This is a genomic window from Streptomyces sp. NPDC044704, assembly GCF_056433525.1.
This window is the reverse complement of the sequence record NZ_JBWKGY010000003.1, coordinates 553,428-568,451: the sequence shown is the minus strand read 5'-3', so window position 1 is coordinate 568,451 and position 15,024 is coordinate 553,428. Positions and strand designations below refer to the sequence as shown.

At 73.6% G+C, this 15,024-nt stretch carries 16 protein-coding genes; 13 read left to right on the top strand and 3 right to left on the bottom strand.

Features of this window, described 5'->3' with window-relative positions; translation table 11 throughout:
* Window positions 1–130 precede the first annotated feature (130 nt).
* Complete coding sequence (gene glmM, locus AC07B0_RS10085; protein ID WP_356870988.1) at window positions 131–1,489, top strand: phosphoglucosamine mutase; 1,359 nt, start codon at window positions 131–133, stop codon at window positions 1,487–1,489.
* Between the two features lie 14 nt (window positions 1,490–1,503).
* Here the strand turns inward: glmM and AC07B0_RS10080 are convergent, their stop codons facing one another.
* Window positions 1,504–2,466, bottom strand: a complete 963-nt coding sequence (locus AC07B0_RS10080) for a DUF389 domain-containing protein (RefSeq protein ID WP_478897534.1) — start codon at window positions 2,464–2,466, stop codon at window positions 1,504–1,506.
* A gap of 22 nt (window positions 2,467–2,488) precedes the next feature.
* Window positions 2,489–3,508, bottom strand: a complete 1,020-nt coding sequence (coaA, locus tag AC07B0_RS10075; protein ID WP_356870984.1) for a type I pantothenate kinase — start codon at window positions 3,506–3,508, stop codon at window positions 2,489–2,491.
* A 310-nt stretch (window positions 3,509–3,818) separates the two neighbouring features.
* Between coaA and AC07B0_RS10070 the strand changes: the two genes are divergently transcribed.
* The 8 genes from AC07B0_RS10070 to AC07B0_RS10035 all read left to right on the top strand — a co-directional run bounded on the left by AC07B0_RS10070 (window position 3,819) and on the right by AC07B0_RS10035 (window position 11,696).
* A complete protein-coding gene (locus AC07B0_RS10070) occupies window positions 3,819–4,595 on the top strand; it encodes a hypothetical protein (RefSeq protein WP_469376388.1) in 777 nt (258 codons plus the stop codon).
* 130 nt (window positions 4,596–4,725) lie between these two features.
* On the top strand, window positions 4,726–6,573 hold the full coding sequence (gene glmS, locus AC07B0_RS10065) for a glutamine--fructose-6-phosphate transaminase (isomerizing) (RefSeq protein ID WP_356870980.1): 1,848 nt from the start codon (window positions 4,726–4,728) through the stop codon (window positions 6,571–6,573).
* Window positions 6,574–6,599: 26 nt separating this feature from the next.
* On the top strand, window positions 6,600–6,968 hold the full coding sequence (locus tag AC07B0_RS10060; RefSeq protein ID WP_356870978.1) for a holo-ACP synthase: 369 nt from the start codon (window positions 6,600–6,602) through the stop codon (window positions 6,966–6,968).
* 17 nt (window positions 6,969–6,985) lie between these two features.
* Window positions 6,986–8,398, top strand: coding sequence for an NAD(P)H-hydrate dehydratase (locus AC07B0_RS10055; RefSeq protein WP_478897532.1), 1,413 nt, complete (start codon window positions 6,986–6,988; stop codon window positions 8,396–8,398).
* Between the two features lie 112 nt (window positions 8,399–8,510).
* A complete protein-coding gene (alr, locus tag AC07B0_RS10050; protein ID WP_478897531.1) occupies window positions 8,511–9,659 on the top strand; it encodes an alanine racemase in 1,149 nt (382 codons plus the stop codon).
* A gap of 17 nt (window positions 9,660–9,676) precedes the next feature.
* Entirely contained in the window at window positions 9,677–10,852 is a 1,176-nt protein-coding gene (locus AC07B0_RS10045) for an alpha/beta fold hydrolase (RefSeq protein WP_478897529.1), read from the top strand.
* On the top strand, window positions 10,809–11,357 hold the full coding sequence (gene tsaE, locus AC07B0_RS10040) for a tRNA (adenosine(37)-N6)-threonylcarbamoyltransferase complex ATPase subunit type 1 TsaE (RefSeq protein ID WP_478897605.1): 549 nt from the start codon (window positions 10,809–10,811) through the stop codon (window positions 11,355–11,357). Before AC07B0_RS10045 ends, tsaE begins: the two co-directional genes overlap by 44 nt.
* A 162-nt stretch (window positions 11,358–11,519) precedes the next feature.
* Window positions 11,520–11,696, top strand: coding sequence for a hypothetical protein (locus AC07B0_RS10035; RefSeq protein WP_356870970.1), 177 nt, complete (start codon window positions 11,520–11,522; stop codon window positions 11,694–11,696).
* A 53-nt stretch (window positions 11,697–11,749) separates the two neighbouring features.
* Here AC07B0_RS10035 and AC07B0_RS10030 read toward each other — a convergent pair whose 3' ends face one another.
* The gene (locus AC07B0_RS10030; RefSeq protein ID WP_356870968.1) at window positions 11,750–12,310 is read right to left on the bottom strand and encodes a L,D-transpeptidase; all 561 of its coding nucleotides are present in this window, start codon (window positions 12,308–12,310) and stop codon (window positions 11,750–11,752) included.
* Between the two features lie 135 nt (window positions 12,311–12,445).
* Here AC07B0_RS10030 and tsaB point away from each other — a divergent pair, with 135 nt between their 5' ends.
* Genes tsaB through AC07B0_RS10010 form a run of 4 tightly spaced genes read left to right on the top strand, consistent with a single transcriptional unit; the run spans window position 12,446 to window position 15,012 of the window.
* Window positions 12,446–13,108: a tRNA (adenosine(37)-N6)-threonylcarbamoyltransferase complex dimerization subunit type 1 TsaB gene (tsaB, locus tag AC07B0_RS10025; RefSeq protein WP_356870966.1), complete on the top strand. Its 663-nt coding sequence runs from the start codon at window positions 12,446–12,448 to the stop codon at window positions 13,106–13,108.
* A gap of 26 nt (window positions 13,109–13,134) precedes the next feature.
* Entirely contained in the window at window positions 13,135–13,617 is a 483-nt protein-coding gene (gene rimI, locus AC07B0_RS10020; RefSeq protein ID WP_356871156.1) for a ribosomal protein S18-alanine N-acetyltransferase, read from the top strand.
* The gene (tsaD, locus tag AC07B0_RS10015) at window positions 13,610–14,743 is read left to right on the top strand and encodes a tRNA (adenosine(37)-N6)-threonylcarbamoyltransferase complex transferase subunit TsaD (protein WP_478897528.1); all 1,134 of its coding nucleotides are present in this window, start codon (window positions 13,610–13,612) and stop codon (window positions 14,741–14,743) included. Before rimI ends, tsaD begins: the two co-directional genes overlap by 8 nt.
* Window positions 14,740–15,012, top strand: coding sequence for a hypothetical protein (locus tag AC07B0_RS10010; protein WP_356870962.1), 273 nt, complete (start codon window positions 14,740–14,742; stop codon window positions 15,010–15,012). Before tsaD ends, AC07B0_RS10010 begins: the two co-directional genes overlap by 4 nt.
* Window positions 15,013–15,024: the final 12 nt, after the last annotated feature.

Sequence of the window (15,024 nt, the reverse complement as noted above, 5' to 3'; positions counted from 1 at the left end):
GCCTGCTGTTCTGCAACGAAACCGCCCCGGCAGCACTCTCTGTGCTGCCGGGGCGGTTCGTTTACCGCCATAAGCGGCAAATAGATGTCACTAGCGGTCACAAGCGAAGCGTGAACTCGGGAGGACAACAGTGGGACGACTCTTCGGGACGGACGGTGTACGAGGCGTCGCCAACGCGGATCTGACGGCTGAGCTCGCGCTCGGCCTCTCCGTGGCGGCCGCACACGTACTGGCCGAGGCGGGCACCTTCGCGGGCCACCGGGCCACCGCGGTCGTCGGCCGCGATCCGCGTGCGTCGGGCGAGTTCCTGGAGGCCGCGGTCGTCGCGGGCCTCGCGAGTGCCGGCGTGGACGTCCTGCGCGTCGGTGTGCTGCCCACCCCGGCGGTGGCGTATCTCACCGGTGCGCTGGGCGCCGACCTCGGCGTGATGCTCTCCGCCAGCCACAACGCGATGCCGGACAACGGCATCAAGTTCTTCGCGCGCGGCGGGCACAAGCTCGCCGACGACCTGGAGGACCGGATCGAGTCCGTCTACGAGGAGCACCGCACGGGCGCTCCCTGGGACCGGCCCACCGGTTCCGGCGTCGGCCGGGTCTCCGACTACACCGAGGGCTTCGACAAGTACGTCGCCCACCTCATCGGCGTCCTGCCCAACCGTCTCGAAGGCCTCAAGGTCGTCCTCGACGAGGCGCACGGCGCGGCGGCGTTCGTCTCCCCCGAGGCCTTCACCCGGGCGGGTGCGGAGATCGTCACGATCGGCGCCGAGCCCGACGGGCTGAACATCAACGACGGCTGCGGCTCCACCCACCTCGGCCTGCTGAAGCAGGCCGTCGTCGAGCACGGGGCCGACTTCGGCATCGCCCACGACGGTGACGCCGACCGCTGCCTGGCGGTGGACGCCACCGGCGCCGAGGTCGACGGAGACCAGATCCTCGCGGTGCTGGCCCTGGCCATGCGCGAGGCGGGCCAGCTGCGCGAGAACACCGTGGTCGGCACCGTCATGTCGAACCTGGGCTTCAAGCTGGCGATGGAGGCCGAGGGCATCCAGGTCGTGCAGACCGGGGTCGGCGACCGCTACGTGCTGGAGTCGATGAAGGAGAACGGCTACGCGCTGGGCGGCGAGCAGTCCGGCCACGTGATCATCCTCGACCACGCGACGACCGGCGACGGCACCCTGACCGGTCTGCTGCTCGCGGCGCGGGTCGCGGCCACCGGCCGGTCCCTGGGCGAGCTCGCCGGGGTGATGCAGCGGCTGCCGCAGATCCTGATCAACGTGCCCGACGTGGACAAGTCCCGCGTCGCGACCTCGGGCGAGCTGGCCGCGGCCGTCGCCGACGCCGAGCGCGAGCTGGGCGTCACCGGCCGGGTGCTGCTGCGTCCGTCCGGTACGGAGCCGCTCGTACGGGTGATGGTGGAGGCCGCCGACATCGAGCAGGCCCGCGCGGTCGCCGGGCGGCTCGCGGACGTCGTGAAATCGGCGCTCGGCTAGTCCTGCCGCGTGGTTCAGCGGCCGGGGGCTCCGCTCCCGGCCCGGCGGATCCAGCGCCCCCGCTGGGTCCGCCACAGCGCTTTCTGCCCGTACAGGGTCACGATGCCGGCCAGCATGATCCCGCCCAGGTTCAGCAGGAGCTGCTCCGCCGAGCCCCACATCTGGGCGAACTCCCCGTAGCCGAGTGCCACGGCGGCGTTCGCGGCGGCCGGGACGGTGGTCACGGAGATCGCCACGCCGACCAGCGCCCCGGACTTCGCGGAGGTCAGGGAGAGCACCCCGGCCACGCCCGCCAGCAGCGAGACCACGAACGAGAACGAGTCCGGCTGCCAGATGAAGCCGGTGTTCGGACGCGGTCTGTCGAGCGCGCCCGGCTCGAACTGCCCGATCGCGTCCATGAAGAGGCTGAAGACGGTCGTCGCCGCCATCGCCGCGGCGAAACCGATCAGCAGGGCCCCGAGGGAACGCAGTGCGAGCCGCGGCTCCCGCTGCACGACCCCGACGCAGACCCCGGCGAGCGGCCCGAACTCCGGTCCGACCGCCATCGCGCCCACGATCAGGATCGCGTTGTCGAGCACCACGCCACAGGCCGCGATCATGGTCGCGAGGATCATGAACGCGCAGTAGGTGATGGAGAGCGTGGACTCCTCGTGGGTGGCCTCGGTCAGCTGCTTCCACAGCACCGCGTCGGCCCCCTCGCCGGGAGCCTCCTCCTCGGCGGAATCGGCCCGCCGCGACAGCGACAGGTCGATGTTCTCGACGGCGATCGAGCCGTCCTCGTCGATCCCCAGCGCCTGCAGCTCCCGGATCAGCTCGTCCCCGGCCTCGCGCGCGACGTCACACAGCACGAGGTCGCCCGGGGGGACGCGGGCCGCGCCCTTGAGCACGGCCAGATGCGTGGTGCCGACCGTCTTCTCGACGACCGCCACCACCTCCTCCGTCCGGTCGGGCGGGGTGATCATCCGCAGGTGCAGCATGCCCGCACCCTAGCGCGCCGCCCTACAGCTTGCGCAGGCTCAGCTTCTGCACCTTGTGGTCCGGTCCCTTGCGCACGACGAGGGTGGCGCGGCCGCGGGTGGGGGCCACGTTCTCCAGCAGGTTGGGCTTGTTGACGGTCCGCCACATCGTCTGCGCGTACTCCAGCGCCTCCTCCTCGGAGACCTGCGTGTACTTGCGGAAGTACGAGAACGGGTTCTGGAAGGCGGTCGCGCGCAGCTTGCGGAAGCGGCCCAGGTACCAGCGCTCGATGTCCTCGGGGCGGGCGTCCACGTACACGCTGAAGTCGAAGTAGTCGGCGAGACCGACGCGGGTCCGGCCGTCCTTGCCGGGCAGGGCCGGCTGGAGGACGTTCAGCCCTTCGACGATGAGGATGTCGGGGCGGCGCACGACGAGCTGCTCGCCCGGGACGATGTCGTAGATCAGGTGGGAGTAGACGGGGGCCGTGACCTCGTCCTTGCCCGCCTTGATGTCGGCGACGAAGCGGGTGAGCGCACGGCGGTCGTAGGACTCCGGGAAGCCCTTGCGGGAGGTCAGGCCGCGCCGCTGGAGCTCCTTCATCGGGTACAGGAACCCGTCCGTGGTGACCAGCTCCACCCGCGGGTGCTCCGGCCAGCGGGCCAGCAGGGCCTGGAGCAGACGGGCCACGGTGGACTTGCCGACGGCGACCGACCCGGCCACGCCTATGACGAACGGGGTGCCCTGCTGGGCGCCGTGACCGTTGCCCGCGTCGCCGAGGAAGGTGTTCAGGGTGCCGCGGAGGTTGCTGGTGGCGCCGACGTACAGGTTCAGCAGCCGGGAGAGCGGCAGGTAGACGTCGCGCACCTCGTCGAGGTCGATGACGTCGCCCAGGCCGCGCAGCTTCTCCACCTCCTCCGCGGTGAGGGGCAGCGGCGTGCGCTCGCGCAGGGCACTCCACTCGGCCCGGGTGAGGTCGACGTAGGGGGAGGCGTCGGGGACCCGGCGGGGGCCGGTGCGCTCCGTCGCGCGGTCCGGCGTGCAACGCGTCGGCGATGTGATCACACGGCCATTGTCGGGGCTCGGGGGCGGTCGTGGGTGGTGGGGTCGGTCACGTGGTGCGGGGCGGGACGGATCAGGGCAGGTCAGACAGTGTTTCGCCGGGTTGTGGAGGGGTTGTGCGCGAGCGGGTATCGATCGGGGTCCTGTGAAGTCTCGTGAGGATCACGATTTCCCGGGCACCCCCGAATCTCGATCGCTTGATCGATTCGCGCCCGTAGATTGATCGGCACCGCAGCACTGATGCGCGTCCCGCCTGGCGGGGCGCCGCTCGTGCTGCCCTGCCGCTCGTCGTGCCTCATGGGGGAGATCCATCGTGCGTACCGCACTCGTCCGTCGTGCCGTCCTGACCGCTTCCGCGGTGTCCCTGAGCCTGCTGGCCACCGCCTGCGGTTCGGGCGACGCCGACAAGAAGGCGGACGACGCGAAGCCGTCCGCCGGCGCCGCCGCCCCGGCGGCTTCGGAGGCGCCCGCCGCGAAGGGCAAGACGGACGCCGAGGTGACGGCCCTGGTCGTCACCCAGGCGGACCTCCCGGACCAGCTGGTCAAGCCCGAGGGCGCCGCCAAGGCCGCCCTGGTCGCGGCCGAGTCCGACAACGCCGCCTGCAAGCCGCTGGTGCAGGTCCAGTCGACCGCGAAGATCGGTACGGCCACGGGCATCGGCCGCACCGGCACCAAGGTCAAGCCCAAGGAGCTCCCCGCGAGCGCCTCCGCCGAGGAGAAGATCGAGGCCGGTCTGATGGCCATGGGCGGGGCCCAGACCCTGGTGACCGTCGCCTCGTACGACGGCAAGGGCGCCGCGGAGGCCTTCGCCGCCGTCAAGGCCGCGGGCACCGCCTGCGCGGCCGGCTACACGGTCACGTCCGAGGGCGAGAAGGTCAAGTTCAACAACGTCACCCCGGGCGCGGCCGTGACCGGCGGCGACGAGGCCGTGTCCTACACCGCGGACATGGACATGGACGGCGGCGAGAAGTCCACCACCCACTTCGTGATCGTGCGCAAGGGCAACTCCCTGGCCACCTTCTACACCTACGGCCTGAAGACCGAACTGCCGAAGAGCGTCGTCGACGCGCAGGTCAAGAAGCTGGGCTGAGGCCCGCCGCCCGGTCGGGCGCACGTGTTCGAACGGGTCGTCAACCCCGCTCCGGTGGATTCGCCGGGGCGGGGTTTTCGTCCTGTTCGGGTACGGGGCACGGCGCCGACATCGGCGTACGCTGCCGCCTATGTGCGGAATTGTGGGTTACGTAGGAGCGCAATCGGCGCTCGATGTGGTCATCGCCGGACTGAAGCGGCTGGAGTACCGCGGCTACGACTCGGCGGGTGTCGCCGTGCTCGCCGACGGGGAACTCGCCAACGTCAAGAAGGCCGGCAAACTGGTCAACCTGGAGAAGGAACTGGTCGGCAGGCCCCTGCCGGCCGGCTCCACGGGCCTCGGGCACACCCGGTGGGCCACCCACGGAGGGCCCACCGACGTCAACGCCCATCCCCATCTGGACAACTCCGGCCGGGTGGCCGTCGTCCACAACGGCATCATCGAGAACTTCGCCGACCTCCGCGCCGAACTCGCCGAGCGCGGGCACCGGCTGGAGTCCGAGACGGACACCGAGGTCGTCGCGCACCTGCTCGCCGAGAACTTCGCCGCCTGCGCGGACCTCGCCGAGTCGATGCGGCGCGTCTGCCGGCGGCTCCAGGGTGCCTTCACCCTGGTCGCGGTGCACGCCGACCAGCCGGACGTCGTCGTCGGCGCCCGCCGCAACTCCCCCCTGGTCGTGGGCGTCGGCGAGGGCGAGAACTTCCTCGCCTCGGACGTGGCCGCCTTCATCGCCCACACCCGCTCCGCGATCGAGCTGGGCCAGGACCAGGTCGTCGAACTGCGCCGTGAGGGGGTCACGGTGACCGACTTCGCCGGCGCGCCCGCGGACGTGCGGGCGTACCACGTGGACTGGGACGCCTCCGCGGCCGAGAAGGGCGGCTACGACTACTTCATGCTCAAGGAGATCGCCGAGCAGCCGAAGGCCGTCGCCGACACCCTCCTCGGCCGCATCGACGCGAGCGGTCTGCTGACCCTCGACGAGGTCCGCATCCCCGCCTCGGTGCTGCGGGAGGTCGACAAGGTCGTGATCGTGGCCTGCGGCACGGCGTACCACGCGGGCATGATCGCGAAGCTGGCCATCGAGCACTGGACCCGCATCCCCTGCGAGACGGAACTCGCCAGCGAGTTCCGCTACCGCGACCCGATCCTGGACCAGCGCACGCTCGTCATCGCGATCTCGCAGTCCGGCGAGACCATGGACACCCTGATGGCGCTGCGGCACGCCCGCGAGCAGGGCGCCAGGGTGCTGGCCGTCTGCAACACGAACGGCTCCACGATCCCGCGCGAATCGGACGCCGTGCTGTACACGCACGCCGGCCCGGAGGTGGCCGTCGCCTCCACCAAGGCGTTCCTGACGCAGCTGGTGGCCTGCTACCTCGTCGCCCTCTACCTCGGGCAGATCCGCGGCACCAAGTGGGGCGACGAGATCGACGCGGTGATCCGCGAGCTGTCGGACATCGCCGCGGCGGTGGACACCGTCCTGGAGACCATGGAGCCCGTACGGGCCCTCGCCCGGTCCCTGGCCGACAAGAACACCGTGCTCTTCCTCGGCCGGCACGTCGGCTACCCGGTGGCGCTGGAGGGCGCGCTCAAGCTCAAGGAACTGGCGTACATGCACGCCGAGGGCTTCGCGGCGGGCGAGCTCAAGCACGGGCCGATCGCGCTGATCGAACAGGACCTGCCGGTGGTCGTCGTCGTGCCGTCGCCGCGCGGACGCTCGGTCCTGCACGACAAGATCGTGTCGAACATCCAGGAGATCCGGGCCCGCGGGGCCCGGACCATCGTGATCGCGGAGGAGGGCGACGAAGCCGTGGTCCCCTACGCCGACCACCTGATCCGCATCCCCGCCACGCCCACGCTCCTCCAGCCGCTCGTGGCGACGGTGCCGCTCCAGGTCTTCGCCTGCGAGCTGGCGACGGCGCGCGGCAACGAGGTCGACCAGCCGCGTAACCTCGCCAAGTCGGTGACCGTGGAGTGAGCGATCAGTAGGGCTGGTTCGTTGTCGTGATTGTCGGTGTGGGGATTGACGTGGCCGAGATCGAGCGGTTCGGCGCCGCGCTGGAGCGCACGCCGAACATGGCGCAGCGCCTCTTCCTCGACTCCGAGCTGACGCTGCCGAGCGGCGAGCGACGCGGAACCGCCTCGCTCGCCGCCCGGTTCGCGGCCAAGGAGGCCCTCGCCAAGGCCCTCGGCGCGCCCGGCGGGCTGCTGTGGACCGACGCGGAGGTGTACGTGGAGGACACCGGGCAGCCCCGGCTGCGGGTCTCGGGGACGGTCGCCGCCCGCGCCGAGGCCCTCGGGGTGAAGTCCTGGCACATTTCCCTGAGCCACGACGCCGGCGTCGCGTCCGCCGTGGTGATCGCCGAGGGGTGACGGGGCAGGCTGGTGCCATGCGTACTGCTTACAGCGTGGAGACCGTACGGGCCGCCGAACGCGAGCTGATGGCCCGGCTGCCCGAAGGCACCCTGATGGCCCGGGCGGCGGCCGGGCTCGCCGCCGTCTGCGCGGGCCTGCTCACCCGGCGCCGCGGCCGCGTGTACGGGGCCCGGGTCGTCCTGCTGGTCGGGCCCGGCGACAACGGCGGCGACGCCCTGTACGCCGGGGCGCGCCTGGCCCGGCGCGGAGCCGGGGTGACGGCGGTGCCGATGGACCCGGAGCGGGTGCACCCGGGCGGGCTGGCCGCGCTGACGGCCGCCGGGGGGCGGCTCGCGGAGTCCGTACCGGCGCGGGCGGACCTCGTCGTGGACGGGCTGCTGGGGATCGGCGGGCGGGGCGGGCTGCGGCCGGCGGCCGCCGCGCTGGCCGAACGGGTCCCCGAGGGGGCGGTCGTGGTCGCCGCGGACCTGCCCAGCGGGGTCGACGCGGACACCGGGGAGACGGCCGGGCCGGCCGTCACGGCCGGGGTGACGGTGACGTTCGGGGCGTACAAGCCGGGGCTGCTGATCGACCCGGGCGCGTCGAAGGCGGGCGCCGTACGGCTCGTGGACATCGGGCTGGAGCTGCCCGCCCCCGACCTGGAGGCCCTCCAGCACGCCGACGTGGCGCGGCTGCTGCCGGCCCCGACCGCGTCGAGCGACAAGTACCGCAGGGGCGTGGTCGGGATCGTCGCCGGCTCCGACCGCTACCCGGGCGCGGCGGTGCTGGCCGTCGCGGGGGCGCTGCGCGGCGGGGCGGGCGCGGTGCGGTACGTGGGACCCCGGGCGGTCGCGGAGGCCGTACTGGCGCGGTACCCGGAGACGCTGATCGGGCGCGGCCGGGTACAGGCGTGGGTGGTCGGGCCGGGGATCGGCGACGGCCGCGCCGACGAGGTCGCCGAGGCGCTGGCCGACGCGGACGTGCCGGTGCTGGTGGACGCGGACGGGCTGCGCGGGCTGGACGGCGCGGTGGTGCGCGGACGCCGGGCGGCGACCCTGCTGACCCCGCACGCGGGGGAGGCGGCGGCCCTGCTCGGGGTGGACCGGCCGTCGGTGGAGGCGGGCCGGCTGGCCGCCGTACGGGACCTGGCCGGGCGGTACGGGGCGGCGGTGCTGCTGAAGGGGTCGACGACGCTGGTGGCCGCCACCGGCGCGCCGGTACGGGTCAACCCCACCGGAACCCCGTGGCTGGCCACCGCCGGGAGCGGCGACGTGCTGTCGGGGCTCGCCGGGTCGCTGCTGGCGGCCGGGCTGGGCGGGGTGGACGCCGGGTCGGCGGCCGCGTACCTGCACGGCCTGGCCGGGCGGCGGGCGGCGGCCGGGGCGCCCGTGACGGCCCACGAGGTGGCGGGCGCCCTCCCGGACGCGTGGCGGGACGTCCTGCGCTGAGCCCGGGCCGGCGGACGGATCGCCCCGGAGCGCCGGATCGGCCCGGATCGGCCCGGCCCGGCGCGCGGGTGCGGGGCGGGAGCGCCGGGGCGGTTCTGAGAGACTGGGGCCGATGAACGAGACACCGACGCGCGTGTACGCCGAGATCGATCTTGACGCAGTACGGGAGAACGTACGCGCACTGCGCGCGCGGGCGCCCCGGTCCCGGCTGATGGCCGTCGTCAAGGCGAACGCCTACGGGCACGGTGCCGTCCCCTGCGCCCGGGCGGCCCAGGAGGCCGGCGCCGACTGGCTCGGTACCGCGACCCCCGAGGAGGCGCTCGAACTGCGCGCCGCCGGCATCGGGGGGCCCGTCCTGTGCTGGCTGTGGACCCCGGGCGGTCCCTGGCGGGAGGCCATCGAGGCCGGTATCGACGTGTCCGTCAGCGCGATGTGGGCCCTGGACGAGGTCCGCGCCGCGGCCCGCGCCGCGGGCCGCCCCGCGCGCGTCCAGCTCAAGGCCGACACCGGCCTCGGCCGCAACGGCTGCCAGCCCGCCGACTGGGCCGAACTGGTCGGCGCCGCCGTCGCCGCCCAGGCCGAGGGCACCGTCCAGGTCACCGGCGTCTGGTCGCACTTCGCCTGCGCCGACGAGCCCGGCCACCCCTCCATCCAGCTCCAGCTCGCCGCCTTCCGCGACATGCTCGCGTACGCGGAGAAGGAGGGCGTGGAGCCCGAGGTCCGGCACATCGCCAACTCCCCGGCGACGCTCACCCTCCCCGAGAGCCACTTCGACCTGGTCCGGCCCGGCCTCGCCGTCTACGGCGTCTCGCCCGCGCCCGAAATCGGCACCCCCGCCCAGCTCGGCCTGCGCCCCGCCATGACCCTCAAGGCCTCCGTCGCCCTGGTCAAGACGGTTCCCGCCGGGCACGGCGTGAGCTACGGCCACCACCACGTCACCGAGTCGCGGACGACCCTCGCGCTGATCCCCGCCGGATACGCCGACGGCCTGCCGCGCAACGCCTCCGGAGCCGGCCCCGTGCTGGTCGGCGGCCGGATCCGGCACGCGGCCGGGCGGATCGCCATGGACCAGTTCGTCGTCGACCTCGGACCCGGCGCCGCGGACGGCGCGGTCCGCGCCGGCGACGAGGCCGTCCTCCTCGGCGACGCCGAACGCGGCGAACCCACCGCCGAGGACTGGGCTCAAGCGGCGCATACGATCGCGTATGAGATCGTCACCCGTATCGGAGGCCGGGTGCCCCGGGTGTACCTGGGCGGCTGAGTGAGGACGGCGACGTCATGAGCGAGAACTGGCGCAAGGCAGGCTGGGCGGGCGCGGCGATCGGCGTGATGGCGGCTGGCGCCGCGGCCGGTGTCGCGGTCGAACGGATCACCGTCGGACGCGGCATCCGCATGAAGGCGCGCCTCGCGCTCGACGCCGCCGGGGACTACGGCTCCCTGCGCGGCACCGAGGGCAGCTGCCGCGCCGAGGACGGCACCGAGCTGTACTACGAGACCGACGAGCTGCCCGCCGACGGCACGAAGCGGCGCCCGCGCCGCAAGGCCGCCCCCGCCGCCACCGTCGTCTTCTGCCACGGCTACTGCCTCGGCCAGGACTCCTGGCACTTCCAGCGCGCCGCCCTGCGCGGCGTCGTCCGCAGCGTCTACTGGGACCAGCGCAGCCACGGCCGCAGCGCGCGCGGCCCCCTCCCGGCCGACGGCGAGCCGGTGACCATCGACCAGCTCGGCCGCGACCTGAAGGCCGTCATCGACGCCGCCGCCCCCGAGGGCCCCCTCGTGCTCGTCGGCCACTCGATGGGCGGCATGACCGTCATGGCCCTCGCCGAGCAGTTCCCCGACCTCGTGCGCGAACGCGTCGTCGGCGTGGCGTTCGTCGGCACCTCCAGCGGCGGCCTCGGCGAGGTGACGTACGGGCTGCCCTCCGTCGGCCTCGGCGCCGTCCGCCGCCTGCTGCCCGGCGTGCTCAAGGTGCTCGGCTCGCAGGCCGAGCTGGTGGAGAAGGGCCGGCGGGCCACCGCCGACCTCTTCGCGGGCATGATCAAGATGTACTCGTTCGGCTCCCGGGACGTGGACCCGGGCGTCGCCCGCTTCGCCGAGCGGCTGATCGAGGCCACCCCGATCGACGTCGTCGCCGCGTTCTACCCGGCCTTCCAGACCCACGACAAGACCGCCGCGCTCCAGCGGTTCGCGGGCGTCCCCGTGACCGTGATCGCCGGGGACCGGGACATGATCACCCCGCCCGGGCACAGCGTCGCCATCAAGGAGGCCCTGCCGGCCGCCGAACTGGTGGTGCTGGAGAACGCCGGGCACCTGATGATGCTGGAGCACCCGGACACCGTGACCGGCCTGCTGACCGGCCTCCTGACGCGCGCGGGGGCGCTCCCCGCAGCGGCTAACGTTGGGACGCATGATGGAAGAAGTACCGCGGGAAGCGCCGCGCAGCCCGGCCGCTGAGTTCCTCGCCGGGACCGCCGCCGAAACCCTGATCACCGTCGACTCGCCCGCCTCCATGCAGGAGCTGGGCCGCAGGATCGCCGGCCTGCTGCGCCCCGGCGACCTCGTCCTGCTGACCGGCGAGCTCGGCGCGGGCAAGACCACCCTGACGCGCGGCCTCGGCGAGGGGCTCGGCGTCCGCGGGGCGGTGACCTCCCCGACCTTCGTGATCGCCCGCGTGCACCCGTCCCTGGGCGACGGGCCGGCGCTGGTGCACGTGGACGCGTACCGGCTCGGCGGCGGACTCGACGAGATGGAGGACCTGGACCTCGACGTCTCGCTGCCCGAGTCCGTGGTCGTCGTCGAATGGGGCGACGGCAAGGTGGAGGAGCTCTCCGACGACCGGCTGCACGTGGTCATCGGCCGGGCGGTCGGCCACGAGGAGGTCCTGGACGACGTCCGCGAGGTCGCGGTGCGCGGCGTCGGGGCGCGCTGGGCCGGGGCGGGGCTGACGGGGCTGGCGTAGCCCTCCGGGAGCCGCGGGCAGCCGTGCCGGGTGCCGTCGCGCGAAAACATCCCGACAAGTCGTCGGGAAAACGTTGCGCCGGCGGCGGGCGGCGTGGTCACATGGTACCGAGCACTGGTTAGGTTTACCTAAGTACGGTGTCCCGGGGTCCAGGAGGCAGCCATGTCGGCAGCAGGAGCAGAGCGAGCGCCCGTCGTGTCCATGCGGGCCCTGCTCGCGGCGGGCGCGGCCGCCACCGCGGTGTCCACCCCGCCCGCGCGGCCCGCCCGGCAGCCGGAGGCGCGGGCCGCCGTCCCGGCGCACACGGAACAGGCCGCCCCCGAGTCGGAAGCGGCCTGATACCCCCATCGGGTGAAAACGCGGGGCGGGTGAACGCGGGGCGGCGCGTCAGGTCAGGGAACGACGACGACCTTCGCGCCGATCGTCGCGAACGCCCACATCGCGTCGCCGTCGGCGCGCGTCATGCGGATGCCGCCCGTCTTCTTCGACGCGTCCGGGGCCGGCGTCGCGCCGTCCACCCGGGCACTGAAGCCGACGGAGATGCCCTGCTCGCTGGTGAACCGCACGACGTGCTCGATCGGCACCCCGTCGGTGCCGGTGACCGAACCCGAGCGCGAGCCGACCGCGTAACTGCCGACCGCCGGGTTGACCGTACTGGGCATCACCGTGAAGGTCCTGGGCTCCTGCCCGCCCTCCGCCACCAGCCACACGCGCTTCTGGGACAGCGAGTACACCACCCGCGGCCCGTTGCCCGAATCCGCGGGCAGGGCGGCCGGCTTCGCCGGGTCCTGCTTCGCCTGGGCCTGGCCCGGGGACGGCGTCGGCGGGGTCTGCGGGGCCGACTTCGGGGGGAGCGCGGGCGCGGTCGCCGAAGCCTGGTAGCCGAGGAAGCCCACGGCGGCGATCGCCGCGAAGGTGAGCCCGGCCACGATTCCCGAGCTTCTGCTTGCCACCTTGCTCCACCTCTCCGCGCCTGCGTGTGGACCTGCGTCCGGAACTGGGTGCGAACCCTGCGTCGAAAGGTAGCAGCCGGACCGCCCGACGCCCGGCCGCGAGGCCCCGGGGCCCGGGAGTCGTAGGCTGTTCGCGTGCTCTTGCTCGCTGTAGATACCGCCACGCCCGCCGTCACCGTCGCCCTGCACGACGGGGAGTCCGTCCTCGCCGAGTCGAACCAGGTCGACGCCCGCCGCCACGGGGAGCTCCTGCTGCCCTCCGTGGACAAGGTCCTCGCCGAGGCCGGAGTCACGCTCGAAGCCGTCACCGGCATCGTCGTCGGCGTCGGCCCCGGCCCCTACACCGGGCTCCGCGTCGGTCTCGTCACCGCCTCCACCTTCGCCTCCGTCCTCGGCGTCCCGGTCCACGGCCTGTGCACCCTCGACGGCCTCGCGTACGCCGCCGGCGCCGCCGGGATCGAGGGCCCCTTCACCGTCGCCACCGACGCGCGGCGCAAGGAGGTCTACTGGGCACGCTACGAGGACCCCCGCACCCGGACCGGCGAGCCCGCCGTCGACCGCCCGGCCGACATCGCCGAGCGCGTCGCGGGCCTGCCCGCCGTGGGCCAGGGCGCCCACCTCTACCCCGAGGTGTTCCCGGACGCCCGCGCCCCCGAGCACCAGTCGGCCGCCGCCCTCGCGGCCCTCGCCGCCGAACGGCTCGCCGCGGGCGCGGACTTCCTCCCGCCCACCCCGCTCTACCTGCGCCGGCCCGACGCCCAGGTGCCCAAGAACTACAAGGTGGTCACCCCCAAGTGACCCCCGAGACCCCCGCGCTGCGCGAGATGCGCTGGTGGGACATCGAACCGGTGCTGGAACTGGAGCACGAGCTCTTCCCCGACGACGCCTGGTCCGCCGGCATGTTCTGGTCCGAACTCGCCCACGCGCGCGGCCCGCACGCCACCCGCCGCTACGTCGTCGCCGAGGACCCGGACACCGGCCGCCTGGCCGGTTACGCCGGGCTCGCCTCCGCCGGCGACCTGGCCGACGTACAGACCATCGCGGTCGCCCGCGAGCAGTGGGGGACCGGGCTCGGCGCCCGGCTCCTGTCCGAGCTGCTGCGCGCCGCGACCGCCTTCGAATGCGCCGAGGTGCTGCTGGAGGTACGGGTCGACAACACCCGCGCCCAGAAGCTCTACGAGCGCTTCGGCTTCGAGCCCATCGGCTTCCGGCGCGGCTACTACCAGCCCGGGAACGTCGACGCGCTCGTCATGCGACTGACCGACCCCGCACAAGCAAGAACTGAGAGCAGTGAGAGCAATGGCTGACGAACCTCTCGTCCTCGGCATCGAGACCTCCTGCGACGAGACCGGCGTCGGCGTCGTCCGCGGCACGACCCTGCTCGCGGACGCCATCGCGTCGAGCGTCGACGAGCACGCCCGCTTCGGCGGGGTCGTCCCCGAGGTCGCCTCCCGGGCCCACCTGGAGGCCATGGTCCCCACCATCGAACGCGCCCTGAAGGAGGCCGGGGTCAGCGCCCGCGACCTCGACGGCATCGCCGTCACGGCCGGACCGGGCCTGGCCGGCGCCCTCCTGGTGGGCGTCTCGGCGGCGAAGGCGTACGCGTACGCCCTCGGCAAACCGCTCTACGGGGTCAACCACCTCGCCTCGCACATCTGCGTCGACCAGCTGGAGCACGGGCCGCTGCCCGAACCGACCATGGCGCTGCTGGTGTCCGGCGGGCACTCCTCGCTGCTGCTCGCCCCGGACATCACCTCCGACGTCCGCCCGCTCGGCGCGACCATCGACGACGCCGCCGGCGAGGCCTTCGACAAGATCGCCCGGGTGCTCCAGCTCGGCTTCCCCGGCGGCCCGGTCATCGACCGCCTCGCGCGCGAGGGCGACCCGAAGGCGATCAACTTCCCGCGCGGGCTGACGGGGCCGCGCGACGCGGCGTACGACTTCTCCTTCTCCGGCCTCAAGACGGCCGTCGCCCGCTGGATCGAGGCGAAGCGGAAGGCGGGGGAGGAGGTGCCGGTGCGTGACGTGGCGGCGTCCTTCCAGGAAGCCGTGGTCGACGTGCTGACCCGCAAGGCGATCCGCGCCTGCAAGGACGAGGGCGTCGACCACCTGATGATCGGCGGCGGCGTGGCCGCCAACTCCCGGCTCCGCTCGCTCGCGCAGGAACGCTGCGACGACGCCGGGATCATCCTGCGCGTACCGCGGCCGAAGCTGTGCACGGACAACGGCGCGATGGTCGCCGCGCTCGGCGCCGAGATGGTCAAGCGGAACCGGCCGCCTTCCGACTGGGACCTGTCCGCCGACTCCTCGCTGCCGGTGACCGACCCGCACGTGCCGGGGGAGTCCCACACGCACGGCGACGGCCACGGGCACGGTCACAGCCACGACCACGACCACGTCCACGAGCTCAGCAAGGACAACCTCTACTCGTGAGCACCGTCGCGCTGATGTGGGAGGCCCGGGCCGCCGACGGCCGGGGCAACGAACTGCTGGAGTGGGCCCGCTCGCGGGTCCTGGCCCGGGAGCCGGTGCGCCGCGAGGTGCTGCGCGCCGCGCAGGACCGGGTGCTCGTGATCACCTGGTGGGAAGCCGCCGAGGGCGTGGCGGCGGAGCTGCCCGAACTGCCGGAGCCGGCCGCGGACCTGATCGCCCGGGCCGTGCACCGGTGGCGGTTCGAGTCGGTGGAGGTCACGGGCGGCTGAGGCGCCGCGGGC